This window comes from Hydrogenophaga sp. (assembly GCF_048549895.1).
In the GTDB taxonomy this organism is placed as follows: domain Bacteria; phylum Pseudomonadota; class Gammaproteobacteria; order Burkholderiales; family Burkholderiaceae_C; genus Hydrogenophaga.
The window spans coordinates 19,324-41,372 of sequence record NZ_JBLYYB010000215.1 but is presented as its reverse complement, the minus strand read 5'-3'; the positions used below and the strand labels follow the sequence as shown (position 1 = coordinate 41,372).

23 protein-coding genes are annotated in these 22,049 nt (G+C 66.9%); 17 read left to right on the top strand and 6 right to left on the bottom strand.

Annotated features, from left to right (window positions below):
* The first annotated feature begins 107 nt into the window (after nt 1-107).
* Nucleotides 108-614 (top strand): Lrp/AsnC family transcriptional regulator, encoded by a 507-nt coding sequence (locus ACN4F8_RS20485; protein WP_419475264.1) that lies wholly within the window; start codon nt 108-110, stop codon nt 612-614.
* Between the two features lie 151 nt (nt 615-765).
* A complete protein-coding gene (locus ACN4F8_RS20480) occupies nt 766-1,551 on the top strand; it encodes a DUF2726 domain-containing protein (protein ID WP_419475263.1) in 786 nt (261 codons plus the stop codon).
* 26 nt (nt 1,552-1,577) lie between these two features.
* Here the strand turns inward: ACN4F8_RS20480 and glmU are convergent, their stop codons facing one another.
* Nucleotides 1,578-2,978: a bifunctional UDP-N-acetylglucosamine diphosphorylase/glucosamine-1-phosphate N-acetyltransferase GlmU gene (glmU, locus tag ACN4F8_RS20475; RefSeq protein ID WP_419475262.1), complete on the bottom strand. Its 1,401-nt coding sequence runs from the start codon at nt 2,976-2,978 to the stop codon at nt 1,578-1,580.
* Between glmU and ACN4F8_RS20470 the strand changes: the two genes are divergently transcribed.
* Nucleotides 2,977-3,897: a DUF6279 family lipoprotein gene (locus ACN4F8_RS20470; protein WP_419475261.1), complete on the top strand. Its 921-nt coding sequence runs from the start codon at nt 2,977-2,979 to the stop codon at nt 3,895-3,897. The genes glmU and ACN4F8_RS20470 overlap by 2 nt on opposite strands.
* 12 nt (nt 3,898-3,909) lie before the next feature.
* On the opposite strand, the gene ACN4F8_RS20465 is transcribed toward ACN4F8_RS20470, so the two are convergent.
* Nucleotides 3,910-5,184, bottom strand: a complete 1,275-nt coding sequence (locus tag ACN4F8_RS20465) for an anion transporter (protein WP_419475260.1) — start codon at nt 5,182-5,184, stop codon at nt 3,910-3,912.
* A 101-nt stretch (nt 5,185-5,285) separates the two neighbouring features.
* Here ACN4F8_RS20465 and ACN4F8_RS20460 point away from each other — a divergent pair, with 101 nt between their 5' ends.
* Together ACN4F8_RS20460 and ACN4F8_RS20455 are read left to right on the top strand one after the other, a co-directional pair.
* On the top strand, nt 5,286-5,609 hold the full coding sequence (locus ACN4F8_RS20460) for a CopG family ribbon-helix-helix protein (RefSeq protein ID WP_419475259.1): 324 nt from the start codon (nt 5,286-5,288) through the stop codon (nt 5,607-5,609).
* On the top strand, nt 5,606-5,896 hold the full coding sequence (locus ACN4F8_RS20455; RefSeq protein ID WP_419475258.1) for a type II toxin-antitoxin system RelE/ParE family toxin: 291 nt from the start codon (nt 5,606-5,608) through the stop codon (nt 5,894-5,896). Before ACN4F8_RS20460 ends, ACN4F8_RS20455 begins: the two co-directional genes overlap by 4 nt.
* Before the next feature lie 50 nt (nt 5,897-5,946).
* Here ACN4F8_RS20455 and ACN4F8_RS20450 read toward each other — a convergent pair whose 3' ends face one another.
* Both ACN4F8_RS20450 and ACN4F8_RS20445 read right to left on the bottom strand, forming a co-directional pair.
* Nucleotides 5,947-6,927, bottom strand: a complete 981-nt coding sequence (locus ACN4F8_RS20450; protein WP_419475257.1) for an MBL fold metallo-hydrolase — start codon at nt 6,925-6,927, stop codon at nt 5,947-5,949.
* A 69-nt stretch (nt 6,928-6,996) separates the two neighbouring features.
* Nucleotides 6,997-7,608, bottom strand: coding sequence for a TetR/AcrR family transcriptional regulator (locus tag ACN4F8_RS20445; protein ID WP_419475256.1), 612 nt, complete (start codon nt 7,606-7,608; stop codon nt 6,997-6,999).
* A 137-nt stretch (nt 7,609-7,745) separates the two neighbouring features.
* Here ACN4F8_RS20445 and ACN4F8_RS20440 point away from each other — a divergent pair, with 137 nt between their 5' ends.
* On the top strand, nt 7,746-8,102 hold the full coding sequence (locus ACN4F8_RS20440) for a TfoX/Sxy family protein (protein WP_419475255.1): 357 nt from the start codon (nt 7,746-7,748) through the stop codon (nt 8,100-8,102).
* Nucleotides 8,103-8,108: 6 nt separating this feature from the next.
* Here the strand turns inward: ACN4F8_RS20440 and ACN4F8_RS20435 are convergent, their stop codons facing one another.
* On the bottom strand, nt 8,109-8,600 hold the full coding sequence (locus tag ACN4F8_RS20435) for a DUF2917 domain-containing protein (protein ID WP_419475254.1): 492 nt from the start codon (nt 8,598-8,600) through the stop codon (nt 8,109-8,111).
* Between the two features lie 127 nt (nt 8,601-8,727).
* Here ACN4F8_RS20435 and ACN4F8_RS20430 point away from each other — a divergent pair, with 127 nt between their 5' ends.
* Nucleotides 8,728-9,759, top strand: coding sequence for a LysR substrate-binding domain-containing protein (locus tag ACN4F8_RS20430; RefSeq protein ID WP_419475253.1), 1,032 nt, complete (start codon nt 8,728-8,730; stop codon nt 9,757-9,759).
* A gap of 5 nt (nt 9,760-9,764) precedes the next feature.
* Entirely contained in the window at nt 9,765-10,682 is a 918-nt protein-coding gene (locus ACN4F8_RS20425) for a DMT family transporter (protein ID WP_419475252.1), read from the top strand.
* Nucleotides 10,683-10,750: 68 nt separating this feature from the next.
* Here ACN4F8_RS20425 and ACN4F8_RS20420 read toward each other — a convergent pair whose 3' ends face one another.
* A complete protein-coding gene (locus ACN4F8_RS20420; protein ID WP_419475251.1) occupies nt 10,751-11,404 on the bottom strand; it encodes a 5-formyltetrahydrofolate cyclo-ligase in 654 nt (217 codons plus the stop codon).
* 69 nt (nt 11,405-11,473) lie between these two features.
* Between ACN4F8_RS20420 and ACN4F8_RS20415 the strand changes: the two genes are divergently transcribed.
* The 9 genes from ACN4F8_RS20415 (at nt 11,474) to ACN4F8_RS20375 (ending at nt 22,029) form a co-directional block, all read left to right on the top strand.
* The gene (locus tag ACN4F8_RS20415) at nt 11,474-13,459 is read left to right on the top strand and encodes a transglycosylase SLT domain-containing protein (protein WP_419475250.1); all 1,986 of its coding nucleotides are present in this window, start codon (nt 11,474-11,476) and stop codon (nt 13,457-13,459) included.
* A 4-nt stretch (nt 13,460-13,463) separates the two neighbouring features.
* Complete coding sequence (locus ACN4F8_RS20410) at nt 13,464-14,432, top strand: complex I NDUFA9 subunit family protein (protein ID WP_419475249.1); 969 nt, start codon at nt 13,464-13,466, stop codon at nt 14,430-14,432.
* Nucleotides 14,433-14,557: 125 nt separating this feature from the next.
* Nucleotides 14,558-14,884, top strand: coding sequence for a metal-sensitive transcriptional regulator (locus ACN4F8_RS20405; RefSeq protein ID WP_419475248.1), 327 nt, complete (start codon nt 14,558-14,560; stop codon nt 14,882-14,884).
* Between the two features lie 106 nt (nt 14,885-14,990).
* Nucleotides 14,991-15,680, top strand: a complete 690-nt coding sequence (locus ACN4F8_RS20400) for a glutathione S-transferase family protein (protein WP_419475247.1) — start codon at nt 14,991-14,993, stop codon at nt 15,678-15,680.
* 27 nt (nt 15,681-15,707) lie between these two features.
* Nucleotides 15,708-17,000: a multifunctional CCA addition/repair protein gene (locus ACN4F8_RS20395; protein ID WP_419475246.1), complete on the top strand. Its 1,293-nt coding sequence runs from the start codon at nt 15,708-15,710 to the stop codon at nt 16,998-17,000.
* A gap of 106 nt (nt 17,001-17,106) precedes the next feature.
* Nucleotides 17,107-17,847, top strand: a complete 741-nt coding sequence (otsB, locus tag ACN4F8_RS20390) for a trehalose-phosphatase (RefSeq protein WP_419475245.1) — start codon at nt 17,107-17,109, stop codon at nt 17,845-17,847.
* A complete protein-coding gene (locus tag ACN4F8_RS20385; protein WP_419475244.1) occupies nt 17,844-19,673 on the top strand; it encodes a glycoside hydrolase family 15 protein in 1,830 nt (609 codons plus the stop codon). The genes otsB and ACN4F8_RS20385 overlap by 4 nt, the downstream gene beginning before the upstream one ends.
* Nucleotides 19,674-21,056 carry an alpha,alpha-trehalose-phosphate synthase (UDP-forming) gene (otsA, locus tag ACN4F8_RS20380; RefSeq protein WP_419475243.1) on the top strand — a complete coding sequence of 461 codons (1,383 nt, stop codon included), beginning with the start codon at nt 19,674-19,676 and terminating at the stop codon, nt 21,054-21,056. It abuts the gene before it with no gap.
* A 67-nt stretch (nt 21,057-21,123) separates the two neighbouring features.
* Nucleotides 21,124-22,029, top strand: a complete 906-nt coding sequence (locus tag ACN4F8_RS20375; protein ID WP_419475242.1) for a mechanosensitive ion channel family protein — start codon at nt 21,124-21,126, stop codon at nt 22,027-22,029.
* The last annotated feature ends 20 nt before the right edge of the window (nt 22,030-22,049 follow it).

The window sequence follows — 22,049 nt, the reverse complement described above, 5'->3', positions numbered from 1 at the left end:
GATGCTAGTAAGAAGCAGGTGAAATAAAAGATCAAAATGTCACAGAACATCGCCAATAATTTCCTATGCTGATGGATTCGATCAATAACACCACGAATCATTGAAAAATGGAACAAATCATCATTGACGAAGCTGATCTCCGTTTGCTGGACCTCCTGCAAACGGACGCGTCCTTGAGCAACCAGGCGCTGGCCGAGCGGGCCCACCTCTCGCCGCCCACCAGCCTGCGGCGGGTGAAACGCTTGCGCCAGCTCGGGCTGATCGAACGCGAAGTCGCCTTGCTCAGCGTGGATCGCATGGCGCCCTTGCTCGGCCACGGGCTCACGGCGCTGGTGGAAATCACGCTGGAGCGGCAAGGCGCCGAGTTTCTCGACGCATTTGAAGCGCGCGTGGTGCCGGTGGCGCAGGTTCAGCAGTGCTACCGGGTGAGCCCGGGTCCCGACTTCGTGCTGGTGGTCCACTGCGCCGACATGCCCGAGTACCTGGGACTGGCGCAGCGCCTGTTCACCAGCGACGCCAATGTGCGCAACATCAAAGCCTTCTTCAGCCTGAAACGCGCCAAATTCGAGCCACGAATCGCGCTCGCGGCCCGAGAGCCCGCTGACTCGCATTGACCACATTGGTACTCAATAGAGTCAGAAAGTTGATACATACCGCACATTTATGACGCCGCACCCCCCTCCAAGAGTTGACGAACCGTACCTTATGTAACAACCTTCACGATTCCCTCAACCGATGCTTCGGTTGGGCTCAAGGAGGTACCAAATGAATACGACGTGGATTGCCGTGCTGGGGGCGCTGGCGGTGTTGGGGCTGTGTGCGCTGGGCTACTGGCGCTACCGCATGACCACCGAGTCGTCCGGGCGCGACGATCGATACAGCCCGGAGCGCCTGATGACGCCGGAACAAGCCCAGATGCTGGATTATTTGCAAGATACCTTTCCCGGCCAGGTCGTGCTGCCCAACATGTCTTTGAAGGGCATGCTGGCGGTGCGCCGCGCCGCCAACCGCAAACGCGCCGAGGAGCGGCTGAGCCAGCACCGGGTGGACTTTGTGGTGTGCGGCGATGACGGCAAACCGACCTTCGCATTCGACATCGAACAGCATCCCCTGAGCAACGCCAAACACAAGGCGCACCTGGTGAAGATGAAGAACCGCATCCTCAAGACGGCGGGTGTGCGGTTTGTCTTTCTGAAAAACGGCCTGCACCGCATGCCCTCGCCGTCCGACTTTCGCAAGCAGCTCAACCTGGCCGAGCTGCCCAAACCCCGGGTGAAAGAGCAGGAAGACCCCAGGGAGAGCCGCCGCCAGCAACTGGAGAGCCAGTTCTCGGAATTCGATTCGCTCAACACCACCAACACGACCTTTCGCGATTCCGAGGTGATGGGCCTGACCGGACTGATGGACCTGGATCAAGAGGGCCGGCGCGGGGGCTTCAGCAGCGCCTACAGCAACAGCGGTTTCAACCAGCGCCGCAACAGCAGCGGCCCCAACAGCAAGTCACCGGGCGAGAGCCGGTTTGATTCCATGGACGTGCGCGGCGGCCGCTGAACTGGCCGCCCCCATCGACAGGCTCCTCAGGGAGCCTGTTTCTTTTTCTGGGGCCGCTGCCAGTTGGCGATGCCGACCTGCTTGCCCCGCGCCACCGACAGCGCACCGGGTGCCGTGTCCTTGGTGATGGTGGAGCCGCCGCCCACCGTGCCGCCCGCGCCAATGGTCACGGGCGCCACCAGCACGCAGTTGCTGCCCACGTGCACGTCGGCCTCGATCACGGTGCGGTGTTTGTTGGCGCCGTCGTAGTTGGCGGTGATGCTGCCGGCGCCGTAGTTGACCCGCTCGCCCACGGTGGCGTCGCCCAGGTAGGCCAGGTGGTTGGCTTTGGCGCCTGCGGCCAGGGTGCTGTTTTTCACTTCCACGAAGTTGCCGATGTGCACCTCGGCGCCCAGGTCGGCACCGGGCCGCAGGCGCGCGAACGGGCCCACCAGCGCACCGGGGCCCACCTTCACGCCAAGCTTTTCGCCGTCGATGTGGGTGAACGGATGGATCACCGCGCCGGCCTCGATCACGGCGTTGGCCACCACGCAGTTCGCGCCGATGCGCACACCGTCGCCCAGCTGCACGCGGCCTTCGAACACGCAGTTCACGTCGATCTCCACGTCCTGCCCGCAGCTCAGTTCGCCCCGCACATCCAGCCGCGCCGGATCAGCCAGGCGCGTGCCCTGCTCCATCAAGGCATCAGCCACGCGGCGCTGGTAGGCCCGCTCCAGTTCGGCCAGCTGCACCGGGCTGTTGACGCCGGCCACCTGCACCGCGTCATTGATGCGGTGCGCGGCCACGCTCAGGCCATCGGCCACGGCGAACTTCACCACGTCGGTGAGGTAGTACTCGCCTTGGGCGTTGCGGTTGTCCAGCCGCGCCAGCCAGCCGCGCAGCAGCTGCGTGGGCACGGCCATGATGCCGCTGTAAATCTCGGTGATGGCGCGCTGCGCGTCGTTGGCGTCCTTGTGCTCCACGATGGCCTGCACCGATGCATTGGCGGCACGAACGATGCGCCCGTAGCCGGTGGGGTCGGGCATGTCCAGCGTGAGCAGGGCCAGCCGGGTGCCGCCACACAAATCGAGCAGGGCTTGCAGGGTCTCGGGTCGGGTCAGGGGCACGTCGCCCGAGAGCACCAGCGTCACGCCGTCCTCAGGCAGCACGGGTGCGGCCTGCTGCACCGCATGGCCGGTGCCCAGTTGCGGCTCCTGGCGCACGAAGCGCAGCGCGGTGGCGGCGGGGGCCTGCAGGCCGGCTTCCACCTGCTCTGCGCCGTGGCCGGTGATCACCACCACCGAGCGCGCCGATAACCGCGCGGCACAGTCGATCACGTGCTGGGCGAGTGCGCGCCCGCCCAAACGGTGCAACACTTTGGGCCGCTGACTTTTCATGCGCGTGCCCTTGCCGGCCGCCATCACCACCACATCCACTGGGAACGACATGAACACCTCTTTCGGGGAATCGTTGCGCGGCGTTCTTGCCGGGCCTCACGTGCGCCGGATTATGGCGCTGCGGGCGGCCAAGGTCTGTGCGCTGGCGATCGTGGCCGCCACCCTCACGGCCTGCACCGCCACGCGCCTGGCCTACAACCAGGCACACAACGCCACCTACTGGTGGCTCGACAGCCACGTCGATTTCAACAACGGCCAGTCGACCCCGGTGCGCAGCGACATCAACGCCTTCTTTCAGTGGCACCGCACCAACGAACTGCCGGTCTACGCGGGTCTGCTGCAGCGCTGGCAGACGCTGGCTGTGCAAGACCTCACCGGCGCGCAGGTGTGCGCCGAATTCGACGTGATCCGCCAGCGCATCGACCGCGCGGCCGACGCCAGCATGCAACCCATGGCACGCCTGGCGCTTCAACTCGACGCGGCCCAGCTGGAGCACCTCAAGAGCCGCCAGGCCAAGAGCAATGTGGAGTTTGAAGACGACTTCCTTCAAGCGTCTGCAGACGCGCGCATCGAGAAGCGCTTTGACCGCGCGCTGGGGCGCGGCGAGATGCTCTACGGCTCGCTGAATGCCGCTCAAAAGGAACTGGTGCGCAACAACATCAAGGCCTCACCGTTTGACCCGCAACGCACGCAGGCCGAGCGGCTGCGCCGCCAGGCCGATCTGCTGCAAACAGTGAAACAGGCGCAAGCCGCACCCGACTCCGCCGCCGAGCGCGTGCGCGGCCACATCGCACGCATCAGCCAGTCGCCCACGCCGGGTTACAAGGCCTATGCGGACGAACTGGTGCGCCAGGGCTGCGCCCAGTTTGCACAACTGCACAACACCACCACGCCCGAGCAGCGCGCCAACGCCGTGCGCGTGCTCAAGGGCTACGAAGACGACCTTCGGGTGCTCAGCGCACAACGCTGAACGCGGCGACGCTCAGGCCACGAAACGCATCCAGCCCCACACCACCGCCAGCGTGACCAGCGTCACCGGAATCCCGGTGACAGCGTGGCGCTTCCAGTCGATGACGATGCCGTGCTGGCGCGCAAGGTCGGCCACGATCAGGTTGGCGATCGAGCCCACCAGCAGCAGGTTGCCCGCGAAGGTGGTGGCCAGCGCCAGCATCACGCCAGCCTGCTCACCGCTGCCCCCCAGGTGCGGCAGCAGCAGCATCACGGCGGGCACGTTGGACACCAGGTTGGACAACACCGCGCTGACCACCAGCAAAGGCCCCGGGTCGGCGAGCACCACGCCCTGCGCGCCCAGCCAGGCCACGGCCTGTGCGGCCAGGCCGGTGGATTCGAACGCATGGTTCACCACGAACAGGCCCATGAACAGGATCAGCAACGGCCAGTCGACCAAGCCCATGAAATGTGAGGTGTGCAGGCGCCGGCTCAGCAGCAACACCCCCGCGCCCACCAACGCGGCCACGTCGCGCGGCCAGTCGGTGAAGAGAAAAATCAACATCAACGCAGCAGCGACCACGAGACCTTTGGCGGTTTGCCAAGCATCAAACGCAGGCTCTGCCGCGATGACCTCTCCCCGAATGGCCCCCCCTCCCTCTGGGAGAGGGCAGGGGTGAGGGCTCCCCGCCCCCGGCCCATAAGCCAACCACCCCCACAACAACACCAGCCCGATCACCACCGGCACCAACGCCTGCCGCACATAGCCCGCAAACGGCAACTGCAACACCGAGCCGATCAGCATGTTCTGCGGGTTGCCGATCAGCGTGGCGGCCGAACCGATGTTGGCCGCACACGCCAGACCCATCAAAAACGGCAGCGGGTTGATGCCGCGCTGCAGACACAGCCGCGCCACCACCGGCGTCATGGCGAGGCACACCACGTCGTTGGAGAACACCGCCGACAGCGCGCCCGACACCACGATCAGCGCCGCCAGCAAGCCGTTGCGCGACAGCGGCATGGCGCCCACGCGGCGCGTGACCGCGCCATAAAAACCACCCAGCCGCATCTGCGCGGACACCACCATGAAAGCGAACAACAACACGATGGTGGGCAGATCGATCGCGCGCGCCGCGTCTTCCAGCGGCCACCCGGCCAGCGCAATCACCGCAATGGCGCCCAGCAGCGCCACGCCCGAGCGGTCCAGTTTCAGGCGCGGCAGACCGCCGAGGAACATGCCCAGGTAGACGGTGGCGAAGACGGCGACGATGCCCCAGTCGGTGGCGTTGTGGTGGGATGGAAAATTCATGTGGGCAAGCAGTGCATGACCGAGATTGTCAGTGACCGTGCAGCAACACCGGCCGCATCGGAGGTCGTAAGATATCAACACTTCAACCCACGGAGCGAACCATGTCCAATCTCTCGGTCAAGCTCGATACAGAAACCCACCTGCGCCTCAAGCAACTGGCCTCCCGCCGGGGCGTGACGCCCCACGCACTCATGGTGCAAGCGATTGGTGGTGAGCTCGACCGCATCGAAGCGGAGGTCGGCTTCGTGGAACGTGCCGTCAAGGCGCGAGCACGCGCCGAAGCTGGCGGGCCTGTTTACGAGGGCACTGCCTATGCCACCCACCTGCGCGAACGTGTGCGGGCTGCGCTCAAGGGCAGCAAATCCTCGGTCAAGGAACCCAAGCCCACCACATTGACCACCCTGAAGAAGCAGGCCCGCGCGTGACGCGTTGGCTGCTGGCGGAAGAGGCTGTCGCTGACCTGAACCGCCTGACCGACTTTTTGCTGCAAACGGCGCCCGAGGCAGCGGTGGGGACCGTGGATCTGGTGCTGGACGCACTGCAGATCCTCGCGAGCCACCCCTTGGTGGGCCGGCCCTTGCCCGGGAACCTGCGCGAGCTCGTGATCTCTCGAGGTCGCACGGGTTACCTCGCGCTCTACAGCTTTGATGCGTCAGCCGACACCGTGTTGGTGCTGGCTCTTCGGCATCAACGGGAGTCGGACTACCACTGACACCGCCTCAGGCCTGCGAGGCACTCTGGCGCTTTGCAGGCCCGCCTTCGTCAGGCCTGCAACGCACTCCACATCTCTTTGTCCCGCTCGGCCGTCCAGATGCGCGGGTTCTTGATGCCTTTGGCTTCGTCATAGGCGCGGCTCACGTCGAACGGCAGGCAGTGTTCGTAGATGAACACGTGGCCGAACACCGGGTCCATGCTCTTGCGGGTGTGGGCCATGGCGGTTTTGAGGTCCATGCCGGCTGCTGCCGCTTCCTTGCCGGCCTGGAACAGCGTGGTCACCCAGCGGTGGGTGTAGTCCAGCGCCTTGTTCACGTCGGCATTGCCCTTCATGGCTTCGCCCCGGCCCGGCACGATGTACTCAGCGCCCAGGGCGCGCAGGGCTTCCAGCGTGGCGGGCCATTCTTCCAGTTGCGCGTCGCCGGTGTACACGCCGGCCTCGTACTCCACGAGGTCACCGCTGAACAGCACTTTCTCTTCTTCCACCCAGGCGATCGTGTCGCCGCGCGTGTGGCCCGGGCCCGGGTGCCAGATGCTGACCTTCACGCCGCCCAGGTCCACCTCCAGGCTGCCCTGGCGGCCGGGCTTGCCATCACCGATGACCAAGGTGGGCCAGGTCAGGCCGGGCACGCTGTCGGCGCCGCGGAACAGGCGCGGGAAGCGCTCCATCTCGCTCTGCATGTCTTGTGCGCCGCGCTCCACGATCAGTTCGTACGTGCCGCGACTGGCGATGACTTCGGTGGCACCTTCGGCCACGTAGGCGCTCGCGCCCAGCACGCGCACCGCGTGGTAGTGGGTCAGCAGCACGTATTTGATGGGTTTGTCGGAGACGGTGCGAATGTGTTTGATCAGGTCCTGCGCCATGGCCGGGGTGGCGGTGGCGTCGCTGACCATGATGAACTTCTCGCCGATGATCACGCCCGAGTTCGGGTCGCCTTCGGCGGTGTAGGCCCAGCAGTGCGGGCTGAGTTGTTCGAAGGTGGTTTTCTTGTCTTCCAGGTCGGCCTGGGAGGCGAATGCTTTGCTCATGGCGGTCTCCGTGTGGGGAAGTGGCGAATTTTACCTAAACGAAATCCGTTTCGCATAGGTGAATCATTCTCAACCCTGCGCCGGCCCCGCCAGACCACGTTCCATCATGGCGACGACCTCGTCGGCAAAGGCGTTGTAGCTCATGGGGCCGCCCGGGCGCAGCCAGGTGAACGTCCAGTTGATCATGCCGAAGAGCATCATGGTGAGCGCCGTCTGGTTGGCCGGCGTCACGCGCTCGGGGTAGGCGCGCTTGAGAAAGCGGGTGAAGGCGGCCACCACGTCGCGCTGGCGGTTCAGGATGAGTTCTCGCTGCAGCTCGCCAAGGAACTTGGTGTCGGACACCAGGGCCACGTGGCGCGTGGCGGAGGTTTCGTACTCGGCCAGGAAGGCGCGCACCAGCTCGCTCAGCGCGTCGCGCTCGCTCAGGTTCTTACGCTGCGCACGCGCCTCGGATTCACCAATGAGCGCGAGCAGGCGCTGGGTGTAGCGGTCGAGCAGGTCGAACAGGATCGCCTCCTTGCTCTCGTAGTAGTGGTAGAGCCGCGCCTTGCTGGTGCCGCAGGCCGCGGCGATGTCGTTCATGCTGGCGGCGGGGAAGCTCTGACGCGCGAAACAGTTGGCCGCAACGTCGAGGATTTCGTCGCGTTTGAGATCGTGGGAAGCGGATTTGGGTCGGGCCATGATTCATTGTCACACCCCCGCGCCGGCCCTTCGGGCCGTCACCCCCTCAAGGGGGCAATGCCTGTGGCCCGGCAAAGCCGGTTCCACGGCATTTCTGATGGAAGTCACCTCACGCCAGCGTTCATTAACATTCCGCCATGGTCAAACCGGTCGATCCCTTTGCGTTGCACGCCTGCGAGCTGCTCTCGGGCGTGGGGCCATGCATTCCCAAACGCATGTTCGGCGGCTGGGGCATTTCCACCGACGGCATGAACATCGCGATCATTGCCTGGGACACGCTGTTTCTGAAGACCAACGCCGAGACCGAGCCGCAGTGGCTGGCTGCCGGCGGGCGAGCTTTCATGTACGAGGCCAAGGGCAAGGCCATGAAGCTCAACTACTTCACGCCGCCCGACGAGGCGCTCGAATCGCCTGCGCTGATGCTGCCCTGGGCGCGGTTGGCGCTGGCGGCTGCGGTGGCCGCGCGCAAGCCGAAGCGGCGAACGCGCGGCTAGTCCAGCTCAAGGCGGGTTGGATTCAAACGGCGTGAGCACACGGCCACGACCTGCGACCAGGTATTCGCTGTAGCCGAACAGCCCGCGCATCAATCGAACAAACGCCACACTGGCCTGCTTCAGTGCCGCAGCCAGTTCGCGCGACGGCGCGGCCACCTCGCGGCCAAACCGGTCGACCGACGCCAACGCCTGGGCTTCTGGCTCGGCACACCAGTCAAAGCGCACCGGGCCGGCGCCGGGCTGCCACGGCTCCATGACCAGGCGCGCTCCGGCCGGCACCACCAGGCTTTCACCGGCGGCCAGCACCAGATCACCCGACTCGTTGCCCGCACCCTCGTGCGCCTGGCCCAGCGTGACCCAGGCGCGGCCCTGGGTGATGTGCAGGCGGCTCGGCACCTGCGGGCGCAGGCTCATCGCACGTCGCGCATCGAGCCGCCAGCCTCGGGCGTGCATGCAGCTGTTCAGAACGGGGGCGGTGTGGGCAGAGCGGGTGTTCATGGCGGGACTCCTGAGAGGGGATGAAGCTCATCCTGGGTACCGATGCTCGGGCTTCTGCCGGTCGCAGTCCAATGAAAGCGCGCTAAGCTATTGATTCGATAACCGCATCAATACCCGGAGCACCGCCATGCAGCTCACCAGCAGCCACCCCCGCACCCGGCCGATTGCCGCCGGCCACCTGCGCGCCTTTGAGGCGGTGGCGCGCCACCTCAACTTCCGCGCGGCCGCCGAAGAGCTTTCGCTGACGCAGAGCGCGGTGAGCCGGCAGATCCAGGCGCTGGAAGACGAGGTCGGCACCGCCCTGTTTCTGCGCCACACGCGGGCCGTGGAGCTCACCAGCGCGGGTTCACAACTGCTGCGCGCGGCGGCCTCCGCGCTGGAGCGCATTGATGCCAGCGTGCGCCAGATCCGCCAGAGCGCCGGGCGCAAAAGCGTGGCCATCACCACCTGGGCGTCATTCGCTTCCATGTGGTTGATCCCGCGGCTGGAAGCCTTCCAGCGCGACCACCCCGACATCGACATCCGCATCGACGCCACCGACAACGCGGTCGACCTCGCGACCTCCGACGTGGACCTCGCGCTGCGTTACGCGGTGCCGCAGGGCATCCCCGCCAGCGCGCAGCGGCTGTTTGGCGAACAGCTCACACCCGTGGCCAGCCCCTGGCTGCTCAAGACGCAGCCGATCAAGAGCATTGAAGACCTCTCCAAATGCGCCCTGATCGAGGCCGGCGACGCACACCGCACGCGCCACCTCGAATGGCTCACCTGGCAGCGCTGGCTCGACACGTTTGGCGCGCATCCGGTTGCGGGTTCGGGCAGACGCGCGCGTGCCAGCGCGCCACCGGCCAAGCTCTCGCCGCAGCGCTGGATGTACTTCAACTACGCCAACCAGATCGTGCAGGCCGCGCTCACCGGCCAGGGCGTGGCGCTCGCACGCCTGCCGCTGGTGGCCGAGAGTCTGGCCAGCGGCGCGCTGGTGGAGCCGCTGCCCCACACGCGGCTCGATTCACCGCTGGTCTACTGGCTCATGGTGGCGCCGCGCAGCGCGCAGCGACCTGAGGTCAAGGCGTTTTGCGACTGGCTGCTGGTGCAGGCCGCGGCCACGCGTGAAGCCATCGGCGATGTGCCCGACCCGGACACCGTCGATCAAATGGACTGAGGCCGATGTCAAGCTCCCGCCGCCTCGCCGCCGGCAACTTGCGCAGCATCGTCTTCATGCTGGTTGCCGTGGGCTTCTTCGCACTCATGGACGCGGTGCTCAAGACGTTGTCCGCGCGTTACCCCGTGCTGCAGATCGCCGCGCTGCGCGGCATGACCGCGATGCCGCTGGTGCTGCTCTACATCGCGTGGCGTGGCGCCTGGCACACCGTCTTCAAAGTGCGCTGGCCGCTGCACCTGCTGCGCGGCGTGCTCGGCATCGCCATGCTCTCGCTGTTCACGCTGGGCGTGCGCGAATTGCCGCTGTCGGCCGCGTACACGCTGTTTTTCATCTCGCCGCTGCTCATCACCATGCTCTCGGTGCCTGTGCTCAAGGAGCGGGTGCCCGCCGCGCACTGGTGGTTGATCGGCATCGGTTTCGCCGGTGTGCTGATCGCACTGCGCCCCAGCGGCCACGACCTGCAGAGCGGCTTCGTCACCGTGGGTGGCCTCGCCACGCTGGGCGCGGCGCTGTGTTACGCGGTGACCGCCGTCGCGGGCCGTCTCGCCAGCCGCACCGACAGCAGCGAGAGCATGGTGCTGTCGATGATGGTGCTGATGTCGGTGGGCGCCGGTGCACTGGCCTGGCCCGACTGGGTGTCCATTGAGCGGAGTGATGCCCCGCTGCTGCTGGCGCTGGCCATCACAGGATTTGGCGGCCAGCTCGCCATCACCGAAGCCTTCCGCCACGGCCAGGCGTCTGCGGTGGCGCCGTTCGAATACAGCGCGCTGGCCTGGGGGCTCGGGCTGGACTGGTTGATCTGGCAGACCCTGCCGGCCTCACACACCTGGTGGGGCGCGGCCATCATCGTGGGCAGCGGGCTCTACCTGGTGCGGCGCGAGAAACGCATCACCGAAGTCCATGCGAACGCGGAACATCCGTGAGCAACGATCCGCCGCCGGGCCGCCCCAAGGCGGATCAGCCCCCTCGGGGGCAGCGAAGCGTGGGGGCATCATCTCTCTGGCCACATCACACCTGTGTCGCTCAAGATGGCATCGAGTGGCACATCGTGGGCTTCGGGCTGCAGGTGCGGCAGGTAGGCAAAGTCGTAACCCAAGCCCACCGTGAACGGCTTGGGGTTCAGGCTCGCCAGCGTGCGGTCGTAAAAGCCGCCGCCGTAGCCCAGCCGGAAACCGCCCGGCCCGTACCCCACGCAAGGCACAAAGATCAGCGTGGGCACCACGATTTCGGTGTCCTTGGGCTTGGGAATGCCGTAGGCGTCTTCTTCCATGGGGCAGCCCGGGTACCAGGTGTAGAAGGTCAGCGTCTTGTCGACCTTGTTGACCACCGGCAGGCCGATGCGACGCAGTTTTTGCGCACCTTGTGCGTCTTCTTCCAGGCCCGCTTCCTGCCAGCGGAACAGCGCCGGCAAGGGATCGAACTCGCCCTTGATGGGCCAGTATGCGCCGATCACCGCGTCGGGCCGCTCGATCAGCCACACCCGCATGACCCGTTGCAGCATGTCGTTGCGAAAGCTCCGATCGGCCAGGCCCAGGCGTTTTTCAACCAGTGCCTTGCGCCATTCGGTTTTCAGGGCCGCCGCCGTTGATCCTCCGGCCGGTTTCCTGTGGGGTGGAGGGGAACTCTGGCCGTCTTTGGTGTCCATAATCAACGCATGAAACAGGTTGGTGTGAAACAGGGATCAAGGGCGCAGAACACAGTGGTCAAGCAAGGCATGCACCGGTGGGTTCTGCGGTTCATTATGGCCGTGCTGGTGGTGCCGGGGCTCTCGCACGCACAAAGCAGCGCCGGGGGCGATGCGACCCTGCTGGAGATGCGCGAAGCCTTTCGCCGCAACAACACCACCCAGCTCGCCAACCTGCTGCCCGCAGTACGTGGCCACGCGCTGGAGCCGCTGGCGATTTACTGGGACATGAAGGCCCGGCTGGAGACGGCGGGCGCGAGCGATATCCGCGCCGCCATGGACCGCATGCCCGGCACCTACTGGGAAGACCGGTTGCGCAACGACTGGCTGCTGCTGCTGGGCCGCGCACGCGACTGGACCAATTTCTCCACCGAGCTGCCGCGCTTTCGCATGAACGACGACCGGCAGGTGAGCTGCTACGCCCTCATGCTCGACGCCGCCGGCGGCCGCATGCCGCCCGAGCTGGCGGCCGAGCGCGTTCGCACCTTGTGGCACGCGCAGCGCGAGGCCGACGATGGCTGCGCCACCGCCGCGCAGTCGCTGCTGAGCAGTGGCCACCTCAAACCCGAAGCCGCCTGGCAGCGCGCCCGCCTGGCCGTGGACGCCAACCGCCCGCGCGTGGCCAGCCAGGCCGTGGGCCTGCTCAACCCGGAGTGGGCGGGCATGGTGGACACCGTCACCAGCGATCCCGCCAAGTACCTCGACGAGAAGATCACCGCCATCCGCCCGCGCACCAAGGAACTGGTGACCCTGGCCATCATCCGGCTCGCCTCCAACGACCCGGGCGCGGCCGCGCTGGAGATGGACCGCACACGCTGGAAAGCGCAGCTCACCACCGAAGAGCGCAGCTGGATCTGGGGCGTGATCGGCAAACGCTCGGCGCAGAAGCTGGAAACACAGGCATTGACCTACTTCGCCAACGGTGAAGACCGCTTCATGCACGACGACCATCTGGAGTGGAAAGCGCGCGCCGGCATGCGGGCTGGTGCCTGGGGCCATGTGCGCGATGCCATCGCAGCCATGAGCCCGGCGCATCAAAACCTGCCCGACTGGATCTACTGGAAGGCGCGCGCGCTGCAGGCGCTCAAGCTGCCCGACGCGCCCACGGCCAACGCACAGGCCCGTGCACTGCTCGAATCCATCGCCTCCGAACGCGGTTTCTACGAACAACTCGCACTTGAGGACCTTGGCCGGCAGATCGCCACGCCACCCGCCCCCGCGCCACTGAGCACCGAAGAGATCGCGGCCGCGCAGCGCCACCCGGGCCTGCGCCGCGCGCTCATCGCCATGCGGCTGGGCTTGCGCGGCGAGGGCGTGCGCGAGTGGAACTACACCACCAACCTGCACGACGCCGGCGGCATGGGCGAGCGTGAACTGCTGGCCGCCGCGGCCCTGGCCTGCGAAGCCGAGCTGTGGGACCGCTGCATCAACACCAGCCTGCGCACGCCCACCGCACAAGACCACGCCCAGCGCTTCCCCACGCCGCACCGCTCGGGCGTGGTGAGCCGCTCGCGCGAGATCGGGCTGGACCCGGCTTACGTGTACGGCCTGATCCGTCAGGAAAGCCGCTTCGTCACCGACGCACGATCCGGCGTCGGCGCCTCGGGTCTCATGCAGGTGATGCCGGCCACCGCGCGCTGGACCGCGCGCAAGATCGGGCTGACCGACTTCCGGCCCGCGCAGATCACCGAGCGCGACACCAACATCCTCATCGGCACCGCCTACCTCAAGCTCGCGCTCGACGACTTCGAAGGCTCATTGCCCATGGCCGCTGCCGCCTACAACGCCGGGCCGGGGCGCCCGCGCAACTGGCGCAACGGCCCTGTGCTGCCCGGCGAGGTCTGGGCCGAGAACATTCCGTTTGAGGAAACGCGCGACTACGTCAAAAAAGTGCTCGCCAACACCACCAGCTACGCCGCCCTGCTCACCGGTCAACCACAGTCCCTGCGCGCGCGCCTGGGCACCGTCGGCCCACGCCTGAGCGGTGAAGCCACCATCAACAAAGACCTTCCCTGAGCCCATGAAAAACATCCTCGTCCTCGGCGGCACCGGTTTCGTGGGCCGCCATGTCTGTGAAAAGCTGCACCGCCAGGGCTGGCGCATCACCGTGCCCACGCGCCGCGCCATCAACGCCGCCGCGGTGCAACACCTGCCGCGTGTGACCGTGGTCGAAGCCGACGTGCACGACCCGGCCCAGTTGCTGCAACTGGTGACGGGCCACGACGCGGTGGTCAACCTGATCGCCATCCTGCACGGCAGCGAAGACGCTTTCGAACGCGTCCACGTGGAGTTGCCGCTGGCCTTGTCGGAGGCCTGTCTGGCCGACGGCGTGCGCCGCCTGGTGCACATCAGCGCCCTGGGCGTGAGCCTGGACGGCCCCTCGCGCTACCAGCGCAGCAAGGCGCGCGGCGAAGAGGTGTTGCGCGGCGCCGGGCTGGACCTCACCGTGCTGCGCCCCAGCGTGATCTTCGGCGCCGGCGACCGTTTCCTCAACGTGTTTGCCGGTTTGCAGTCGGTCTTTCCGGTGGTGCCGCTGGCCAGCGCGGGCGCCCGGTTCCAGCCGGTGTGGGTGGAAGACGTGGCCAACGCGGTGGCGGTCTGCCTGGCCGACCAGGGTCTGCCCCAGAGCACGATCGGCCAGACCTTCGAATGCGCCGGCCCAGATGTGTTGACCCTGGCCGAACTCGTGGGCATTGCAGGGCAACACGGCAGTCACAAGCGCCCGGTGTTGCCGTTGCCCGCTGTCCTGGCGCGGCTGCAGGCCGGCGTGATGGAGCTCATGCCGGGTGAACCGCTGATGAGCCGCGACAACCTGGACGCCATGTCGGTGGACAACGTGGCCACCCGGCAATGGCCGGGCCTGTCCTCGCTGGGCATCGCGCCGGCCAGCGTGCACACCATCGCCCCCACCTACCTGGGGCAGCGCGGTGGCCGCAGCAAACTGCTGGCGTTCAGACAAGGCCAGCGATTGCCGGGCAACGATGCTTGAAACGGACAAACCGTGACATTTGGAAGGTCGGGCGAGAAATAAATAACACGAAGGTGTCATTTTTTGGGGTGTTTTTCGGGTTTACATTAAACCGTACACAGTACAACACCAAACCAGGAACCCAGATGACAGTCTCCAACCTGAAGCTCTCCACCGGCCGCCGGACCGGCGTTCCCGCTGCCCCCGGCTACCGCACCGAACACCAGCGCGACGTGATCAACCGGCTCAAACGGATCGAAGGCCAGGTCCGCGGTCTGATCGACATGGTGGAGGACGGCCGGTCGTGCGAAGACGTCGCCCAGCAAATGTCCGCCGCACGCAAAGCCATGGACAAGGCCTTCTACCGGATGATGGCCACCTCGGTGATGGAAGCCGTGTCCGCCTCCGAATCGGAAGTGCACACCTTCCGCGAAGTCGAACGCTCCACCCGCATCCTCGAAAAATACGCCTGAGCTCCGCCACGCCCCATCTGCGGCCCACGCAGATCAATCCGGGGCGTTTTCCGCATCAATCCGCCCACCCGAAGTCCGTACCATGGGGGCTCTTTCAGGAGGCCCCATGGCACTGCAGCTTTACGTCGGCAACAAAAACTACTCGTCCTGGTCCATGCGACCCTGGGTGCTCCTGACACAGGCGGGCATTCCGTTCGAGGAGGTCATGGTTCGCTTCGACTCGTTCGACGTCGACTCGGTTTTCAAAAAGAGCCTTCGCGCCGTCAACCCCCTGGGCAAGGTGCCGGTGCTGGTGGACGACGGCTTCGCCATCTGGGACACGCTGGCGATCGCCGAGTACCTTGCCGAGCGTTTCCCCGAGAAGCAGCTGTGGCCCGCCGATGCGCGCGCCCGGGCCCGCGCGCGCAGTGTCTGCGCCGAAATGCACAGTGGCTTCAGCGCGCTGCGCAACCACTGCCCCATGAACATCGAAGCCTCGCTGCCCGAGATCGGCCGCCTGATCTGGCGCGACAAATCGGCCGTGCGCGCCGACATGGCGCGCCTGGGCGGCCTGTGGAGCGAACTGCTCGCGGCACAACCGGCCGGCGCGCTGCTGTTCGGCAACTTCAGCATCGCCGACGCCTACTTCGCGCCGGTGTGCACGCGCATCAAGACCTACGAACTGCCGCTGCCGGCCGATCTGATGGCCTACGTCGATCGCGTGTGTGCATTGCCGGGTGTGAAAGCCTGGATGGATGAAGCGCTGGCCGAGCACGACTTCATCGACTTCGACGAGCCCTACCGGTTGGGCCGCTGAGGAGGCGCCGAGCCTAAACTCGGCGGCATGAAAACCTATCTCGTCGGCGGCGCGGTGCGCGACGCGCTGATGGCACGCGCTGCAAACACAACCGATGCCTCGCACGTCGACCGCGACTGGGTGGTGGTGGGCGCCACGCCCGAGGCCATGGTGCAACAAGGCTTCCTGCCGGTGGGCCGCGACTTCCCCGTCTTCCTGCATCCCGAGACGCGCGAGGAATACGCGCTCGCCCGCACCGAGCGCAAGACCTCACCCGGCTATCGGGGCTTTGTGGTGCACGCCGAGCCGGGTGTGACGCTGGAAGACGATCTGGCGCGCCGCGACCTCACCATCAACGCGATGGCGGTGGCGGCTGGCGATGCCGACGACCCGGCGCGTGGACAGATCATCGACCCGCACAACGGCCGGCAAGACCTGCAAGACCGCGTGCTGCGCCATGTGACCGACGCCTTCACCGAAGACCCGGTGCGCATCCTGCGGCTGGCGCGTTTTGCGGCGCGTTTTCCCGACTTTTCCGTGGCGCCCGAAACGCTGGCCTTGATGCGCGACATGGTCGAGCACGGCGAAGTCGACCACCTGGTGGCCGAGCGTGTGTGGCAAGAGCTCGCGCGCGGACTCATGGAGCAGCGGCCCAGCCGCCTGTTCGACGTGTTGCGCGACTGCGGCGCCTTGAAGCGCCTGCTGCCCGAAGTGGACCGGCTCTGGGGTGTGCCGCAGCGCGCCGAGTACCACCCCGAGATCGACACCGGTGTGCACCTGATGATGGTGCTCGACATGAGCGCGCGCCTGGCCGCACCACTCACCGTGCGTTTCGCCTGCCTGGGCCACGACCTCGGCAAGGGCACCACGCCGGCCGACGTGTTGCCGCGCCACATTGGGCACGAGGAGCGCAGCGCGCGCCTGCTCAAGGGCGTTTGCGAGCGGCTGCGGGTGCCGGTGGACTGCCGCGAACTGGCCGACGTGGTGGCACGCGAACACGGCAACATCCACCGCAGCGAAACGCTGGGCGCCGCAGCCCTGGTGCGGCTGCTGGAACGCTGCGATGCGCTGCGCAAACCGGCGCGTTTTCACGAGGTGCTGCTGGCCTGCGAATGCGATGCGCGCGGGCGGCTGGGCATGAGCGAGATCGTGTACCCGCAGCGCGACCGGCTCGCGCAGGCGCTGGTGTGGGCACAGGCTGTGGACACCGCCAGCATTGCCGCGCAAGCGCAAGCCGAGGGCCTGAGTGGACCGAAGGTGGGCGAACGCATCCACAAGGCTCGCGTGGCCGCTGTGGCGCAAGGCCTCGGCGCTGCAGGCCCCGCCGTTGCTGGCGATTGAGCGCGATCCACATCCGTCAAGCGGGTTGAAAAACTTCGCACCTTGAAGGTGGGGTATGCCACCGGGCTGGCCATGAGCACACATCGCGTGTTACGGTCGTTGGCTGATGAGTACATTGCCCAAGCTGCTGACGCAAGGGTCAGCACTCTTCCTGGATTTCGATGGAACGCTGGCCGATCTGGCCCACCGCCCCGACGCGGTGGACGTGCCCGGTGATCTCGCGCGGCTGCTGGACCGGCTGCACGCGCACTTGAACGGCGCGTTGGCGCTGGTCACCGGTCGCGCCCGCGAAGACATCGAACCCTTGCTCTCCCCCTGGCGCTGGCCGGCCGCCTTTGAGCACGGCGCCCTGCGCATCTCCGCGCACGGTGACGCAGCCGCATTGCGCCCGCCCGGCCTGGACCGTGCGGTGGCCGCAGCGCAGCACCTGGTCTCGCGGCACACCGGGCTGCTGCTGGAAATCAAACAAACCTCCATGGCGTTGCACTTCCGGCTCGCGCCGTCGCTGGAAGCCCTGTGCGTGCAAACGCTGGCGCGCTCCATCGACAAGGCCAGCGGCTTGCAGCTGTTGCGCGGCAAGGCCGTGATCGAAGTCAAGTCCGTGGGTGTGAACAAGGGCCTCGCCATTCAGGCCTTCATGAACGAGGCGCCGTTCGCCGGTCGCTCGCCCGTGTTTGCCGGCGACGACGTGACCGACGAGGCCGGCTTTGCGGTGGTGCAGCGCCTGGGCGGTGCCGGCATCAAGGTCGGCGCGGGCACGAGTTGTGCCCACCACCGATGCGACAACCCCGAAGCCCTGCGCGCCTGGCTCGCGGACGCCCTGCAAACCCCTCTGATCCACACATGACCCTCTCCCACAACGGCTTCGCACCGCCCGCCGCTCCCTCGCTCTCACTCGGCGTGGTGGGCAACTGCGCCTTCAGCGCGCTGATCGATCCGCACGGCCGTGTGGTCTGGAGCTGCCTGCCGCGCTTCGACGGCGACCCGGTGTTTCACGCACTGCTCGGTGGCACGGATGCAGAAGCCGGATCGTGGGCGATCGAACTCGAAGACGTGGCGGAGGCCACCCAGCGCTACGAGCCCAACACCGCCGTGCTCGTGACCGAGCTGTGGGACAGCCAGGGCCAGGGCATCGCCATCACCGACTTTGCGCCGCGCTTCCTCTCGCGCGGCCGTTACTTCCGGCCCACGCAGCTGGTGCGCCGCGTGCGCCCGCTCAAGGGTGCGCCGCGCATCCGCGTGACACTCACGCCGCGCTTCGACTGGGGCGCACAAGCCCCGCGCATCACCTCGGGCAGCCACCACATCCGCTACGTGGGCGACGCACAAACCCTGCGCCTGCACACCGACGCGTCCATCAGCCATGTGCTGGCGCGCGAACCGTTTCTGCTCACGCAGGAACTCAACTTCATGTTCGGCCCGGACGAAACGCTCGAAGGCGGCATTGGCGACACCGCGCGCCACTTCGAGCAGGAAACGCTGGCCTACTGGCGCGGCTGGAGCCAGCGCCTGGCGGTGCCGCTGGAGTGGCAGGACGCGGTGATCCGCGCAGCCATCACGCTCAAGCTCTCGCTGTTCGAAGACACCGGCGCCATCGTGGCCGCCATGACCACCAGCATCCCGGAAGCCCCGGGCAGCCAGCGCAACTGGGACTACCGCTACTGCTGGCTGCGCGACGCGTTTTTTGTGGTACGCGCGCTCAACAGCCTGGCCGAGGTCGGCACGCTGGAGGACTACCTGCGCTGGCTCTCCAACGTGGTGGTGGGCGCGAAAGACGGCGAGGCCAGTGGCCACATCCAGCCGCTGCACGGCATCGGGCTGGAGCGCGAACTGCCCGAGCGCATTTGCGACACCCTGCCCGGCTACCGCGGCATGGGCCCGGTGCGGGTGGGCAACCAGGCGCAGGAGCATTTTCAGCACGACGTGTATGGCAACGTGGTGCTCGCCGCCGCCCAGGCCTTTCACGACCGCCGTCTGCTGCACCCGGCCGGCCTGGCCGAGTTTGAACGGCTGGAGGCGGTGGGCGAGCAAGCGGTGCGCATCTTTGATCAGCCCGACGCCGGCATGTGGGAGCTGCGCACCCGCGCCCGCGTGCACACGAGTTCGGCGCTGATGTGCTGGGCCGCTTGCGACCGCCTGGCCAAGATCGCCCACACGCTGGCGCTGCCCGGCCGCGCGCTGCACTGGGGCGACCGTGCGGCCACCATGCGCGAGCGCATCCTGCGCGAGTCGTGGAACGAAGAGCGCCATGCCTTTGCCGAGAGCTTCGGCGGACGCGACCTGGACGCGAGTGTCTTGCTGATGGTCGAGGTGGGCTTCATCGACCCGATGGACCCGCGCTTCGTGTCCACGCTGGCAGCGCTCGAAGAACACCTGTGCGACGGCCCCTACATGCGCCGCTACGAGGCGGCCGACGACTTCGGCAAGCCCGAGACCGCGTTCAACATCTGCACCTTCTGGCGCATCGACGCGCTGGCCCGCACCGGCCGCAAAGCCGAGGCGCGCGCCATCTTCGAGACCATGCTGGCCGCGCGCAACCACCTGGGCATGCTGTCCGAAGACACCCACGCCACCTCCGGCGAGATGTGGGGAAACTACCCGCAGACCTATTCGATGGTGGGCATCATCAACGCGGCGGTGCGCCTCTCCGCGCCTTGGGACTCGGTGATCTAAGTGGGCAGACTCGTCGTCGTTTCCAACCGCGTGGCCGACCCGCGCAAGGCCGCGTCCGGTGGTCTGGCTGTGGCCGTGGGCCAGGCGCTCGAAGCCACGGGCGGGCTGTGGTTCGGCTGGAGCGGCAAGATCGTGGAAGACGGCACACCGGGCGAAGGCGACCTGCACCTGCAGACGGCCGGCAAGGTGCAGCTGGCCACCGTGGACCTGAGCCGCGAAGACCACGACAGCTACTACCTGGGCTACAGCAACGGCGTGCTCTGGCCGGTATTTCACTACCGCCTGGACCTCGCCGACTTTGACGCCGGCTACATCGGCGGCTACCGGCGCGTGAACCAGATGATGGCCCGCAAGCTGGCGGGTTTGCTGCGGCCCGACGACGTGATCTGGGTGCACGACTACCACCTGATCCCGCTGGCCGCCGAGCTGCGCGCCATGGGCTGCCAGCAGCGCATGGGTTTCTTTCTGCACATCCCCCTGCCACCGCCGCTGATGCTGGCCGCCGTGCCCGAACACGACTGGTTGATGCGCTCGCTGTTCGCCTACGACCTGGTGGGTTTTCAGAGCGAGGCCGACGTGGCGCACTTCTCGCGCTACGTGGGCACCGAGACCGGTGCGGACGTGCTGGGTGAACACGAGTTCCGCGCCTTCGGCAAGACGCTGCAGGTGCAGGCCTTCCCCATCGGCATCGACGTGGACGAATTCGTCGAGCTCGGCAAGGCGCGCGAGGCGCAGGAGATGCACACGCAGATGAAGGACGAGTATTCGCGCCGGCGCCTGCTGCTGGGTGTGGAGCGCATGGACTATTCCAAGGGTCTGCCGCAGCGCCTGAAAGCGTTTCGCCAGTTGCTGCAGGCCTACCCGGAAAACCTGGGCAGTGCCACGCTGATCCAGATCGCCGCACCCAGCCGCGAATCGGTCGACGCCTACGCCGCCTTGCGCCAGGAGCTGGAGAGCCTGTGCGGCGCCATCAACGGCAACTTCGGCGAACTCGACTGGATGCCGGTGCGCTACATCCACCGCAACGTGGCGCGCAAGCGCCTGCCCGGCCTGTACCGCGCGGCCAGTGTGGCGCTGGTCACGCCGCTGCGCGACGGCATGAACCTGGTGGCCAAGGAGTTCGTGGCCGCACAAGACCCCGCCGATCCGGGCGTGCTGGTGCTCTCGCGTTTTGCCGGCGCGGCCGAGCAGATGCGGGACGCCTTGCTGGTCAATCCCTACGACACCACGCGCACGGCAGAGACCATCCAGCGCGCCTTGCAGATGCCGCTGGACGAACGTCAGCGCCGCCACCAGGCGCTGCTGTCCGGCATCCGCGCGCAAGACGTGCACTGGTGGCGCCAGCGCTTCCTCAACGCGCTGGCCGCTGTTCCGGCGCCATGACCCCACCCGCTCGCCCTGGCCTGCGGGCCGGCGTGAGCGTTGCCTTTTCACGAACCGGAGGACCTCCATGAACGACAACCTGATCGACATCGCAGCCCAAGGGTGGGCCAACCTGGGCGGCGCGGCCACCGTTCTGCTGCGCGTGACCCTCATCGTTGTGGCTGCGTGGTTGCTGATCAAGGTGGTGCAGCGCGGCATCCGCACCCTGCGCGAACGCATCGCCAGCCGCATGGACGACCGCGAATCGGCCAAACGCGCCGAGACCCTGGGGCGCGTGTTCCGTTACCTCGCCACGGTGGTGGTGAGCCTGATCGCCGGCATGCTGGTGCTGGCCGAACTCGGCGTGTCGGTGGCGCCCATCCTGGGCGCGGCCGGTGTGGTGGGCCTGGCGGTGGGCTTTGGTGCGCAGAGCCTGGTGAAGGATTTCTTCACCGGTTTTTTCATCCTGCTGGAGAACCAGATCCGCCAGGGCGACGTGGTGAAGATCGGCGACCACGCGGGCTCGGTGGAGGTGGTCACGCTGCGCTACGTGCAACTGCGCGACTACGACGGCAACGTGCACTACGTGCCCAACGGCCACATCACCACCGTGATCAACATGACACGCGGCTTCAGCAATGCGGTGATGGACATTGGCGTGGCCTACCGGGAGAACGTGGACGAGGTGATGGGCGTCATGCGCGGTGTGGCGGCCGAGATGCGGGCAGACCCCGACTTTCAACACAAGATCATGGCCGACCTGGAGATGGCCGGTGTGGACAGCTGGGCCGACTCGGCCGTGGTGATCCGCTGCCGCTTCCGCACGCTGCCGCTGGAGCAGTGGGGCGTCAAACGCGAATACCTGCGCCGGCTCAAGGCCGCGTTCGACGCCCACGGCATCGAGATCCCGTACCCGCACATGACGGTGTACGCCGGCCAGGACCGCGAAGGCAAGGCGCCCGCCTTCCCCTTGCAGCAGCTCGCCGAGGCCTGAGGCCAGCGCACCGGCAGGCG

Excerpts from the sequence above, each read along its gene's own strand:
- ACN4F8_RS20410 (WP_419475249.1), top strand. The coding sequence starts at position 13,464 with ATGAAAAACATCCTCGTCCTCGGCGGCACCGGTTTCGTGGGCCGCCAT.
- ACN4F8_RS20385 (WP_419475244.1), top strand. The coding sequence starts at position 17,844 with ATGACCCTCTCCCACAACGGCTTCGCACCGCCCGCCGCTCCCTCGCTC.
- ACN4F8_RS20415 (WP_419475250.1), top strand. The coding sequence starts at position 11,474 with ATGCACCGGTGGGTTCTGCGGTTCATTATGGCCGTGCTGGTGGTGCCG.
- ACN4F8_RS20470 (WP_419475261.1), top strand. The coding sequence starts at position 2,977 with ATGAACACCTCTTTCGGGGAATCGTTGCGCGGCGTTCTTGCCGGGCCT.
- ACN4F8_RS20435 (WP_419475254.1), bottom strand. The coding sequence starts at position 8,600 with ATGAACACCCGCTCTGCCCACACCGCCCCCGTTCTGAACAGCTGCATG.
- ACN4F8_RS20450 (WP_419475257.1), bottom strand. The coding sequence starts at position 6,927 with ATGAGCAAAGCATTCGCCTCCCAGGCCGACCTGGAAGACAAGAAAACC.
- ACN4F8_RS20395 (WP_419475246.1), top strand. The coding sequence starts at position 15,708 with ATGAAAACCTATCTCGTCGGCGGCGCGGTGCGCGACGCGCTGATGGCA.
- ACN4F8_RS20485 (WP_419475264.1), top strand. The coding sequence starts at position 108 with ATGGAACAAATCATCATTGACGAAGCTGATCTCCGTTTGCTGGACCTC.
- ACN4F8_RS20400 (WP_419475247.1), top strand. The coding sequence starts at position 14,991 with ATGGCACTGCAGCTTTACGTCGGCAACAAAAACTACTCGTCCTGGTCC.
- ACN4F8_RS20425 (WP_419475252.1), top strand. The coding sequence starts at position 9,765 with ATGTCAAGCTCCCGCCGCCTCGCCGCCGGCAACTTGCGCAGCATCGTC.
- ACN4F8_RS20480 (WP_419475263.1), top strand. The coding sequence starts at position 766 with ATGAATACGACGTGGATTGCCGTGCTGGGGGCGCTGGCGGTGTTGGGG.
- ACN4F8_RS20460 (WP_419475259.1), top strand. The coding sequence starts at position 5,286 with ATGTCCAATCTCTCGGTCAAGCTCGATACAGAAACCCACCTGCGCCTC.
- otsB (WP_419475245.1), top strand. The coding sequence starts at position 17,107 with ATGAGTACATTGCCCAAGCTGCTGACGCAAGGGTCAGCACTCTTCCTG.
- ACN4F8_RS20445 (WP_419475256.1), bottom strand. The coding sequence starts at position 7,608 with ATGGCCCGACCCAAATCCGCTTCCCACGATCTCAAACGCGACGAAATC.
- ACN4F8_RS20420 (WP_419475251.1), bottom strand. The coding sequence starts at position 11,404 with ATGGACACCAAAGACGGCCAGAGTTCCCCTCCACCCCACAGGAAACCG.
- ACN4F8_RS20375 (WP_419475242.1), top strand. The coding sequence starts at position 21,124 with ATGAACGACAACCTGATCGACATCGCAGCCCAAGGGTGGGCCAACCTG.
- ACN4F8_RS20405 (WP_419475248.1), top strand. The coding sequence starts at position 14,558 with ATGACAGTCTCCAACCTGAAGCTCTCCACCGGCCGCCGGACCGGCGTT.
- ACN4F8_RS20440 (WP_419475255.1), top strand. The coding sequence starts at position 7,746 with ATGGTCAAACCGGTCGATCCCTTTGCGTTGCACGCCTGCGAGCTGCTC.
- ACN4F8_RS20465 (WP_419475260.1), bottom strand. The coding sequence starts at position 5,184 with ATGAATTTTCCATCCCACCACAACGCCACCGACTGGGGCATCGTCGCC.
- glmU (WP_419475262.1), bottom strand. The coding sequence starts at position 2,978 with ATGTCGTTCCCAGTGGATGTGGTGGTGATGGCGGCCGGCAAGGGCACG.
- ACN4F8_RS20430 (WP_419475253.1), top strand. The coding sequence starts at position 8,728 with ATGCAGCTCACCAGCAGCCACCCCCGCACCCGGCCGATTGCCGCCGGC.